Source organism: Paraburkholderia sp. BR10923, from assembly GCF_040948765.1.
GTDB lineage: Bacteria > Pseudomonadota > Gammaproteobacteria > Burkholderiales > Burkholderiaceae > Paraburkholderia > Paraburkholderia youngii.
Genome location: NZ_JBFPKO010000134.1, coordinates 1 through 894 on the forward strand (window position 1 = coordinate 1; position 894 = coordinate 894).

At 59.2% G+C, this 894-nt stretch carries 1 protein-coding gene; it reads left to right on the plus strand.

The features are described from left to right. Positions 1-83 precede the first annotated feature (83 nt). A protein-coding gene (locus AB3X94_RS41760; RefSeq protein WP_176105867.1) for an IS5 family transposase occupies positions 84-894 on the plus strand; the annotation gives its coding sequence in 2 pieces (ribosomal slippage) (positions 84-432 and positions 432-894; 812 coding nt annotated over the 2 pieces). This gene is flagged as partial in the annotation.

The following is an 894-nucleotide window of genomic DNA, read 5'->3' on the forward strand; positions in this document are numbered from 1 at the left end:
AAACCTTAACAAAATGAACAAAGGGGCTGTTTACTCTCGATGAATCCTGTTAACCTTTTCATTGTTTCGACGACGAAAAGGACATGGCTAAACCCATACTCGACGACGAACTTTGGGCACTCATTGAACCGTTACTGCCCCCTCCCAAACCAAGGCGAAGCCGTTATCCTGGGCGCAGGCCGCTCGATGATCGTGCGCTGCTCACTGGCATCCTATTCATCCTTCAGACAGGCCTGCGCTGGGACCTGCTGCCACGCGAGATGGGCTGCGGCAGCGGCATGAGTTGCTGGCGCCGTCTGCGGGACTGGCAGGCTGCTGGCGTCTGGGACCGACTGCATGAAGTCCTGCTCGCCAGGCTGCGCGCGGCTGACCAGATTGACTGGTCCCGTGTCGTCGTCGATTCCTCCTCGATCCGCGCCGTGGGCGCAGGTCAAAAACGGGACCGAATCCCACGGACCGCGCGCGACCCGGTTCAAAGCACCACCTCATCACCGAAGCGCAGGGCATCCCGCTCGCGGTAATTCTCACGGGCGCCAACCGTAACGATGTTACCCAGCTTCACCCACTGGTTGACGCCATCCCACCCATTGCTGGCAAGCGTGGCCGGCCGCTTTCGAAGCCCCGCATTGTTCAAGGCGATCGGGGCTACGATCACGACAAATACCGCCGTCCGCTACACGCAGCCGGCATCGCGACTGAAATCGCCCGACGCGGCGAGCCCCACGGCAGCGGACTGGGCAAAACACGCTGGGTGGTCGAGCGCACCATTTCGTGGCTTCATAACTTTCGACGACTGCGCATCCGCTTCGAACGGCTTGCATTCATCCATGAAGCCTTCATGAAAATTGCCTGCTGCATCATCTGCTGGCGAAAGCTGAAGAACTCATTTTGTTA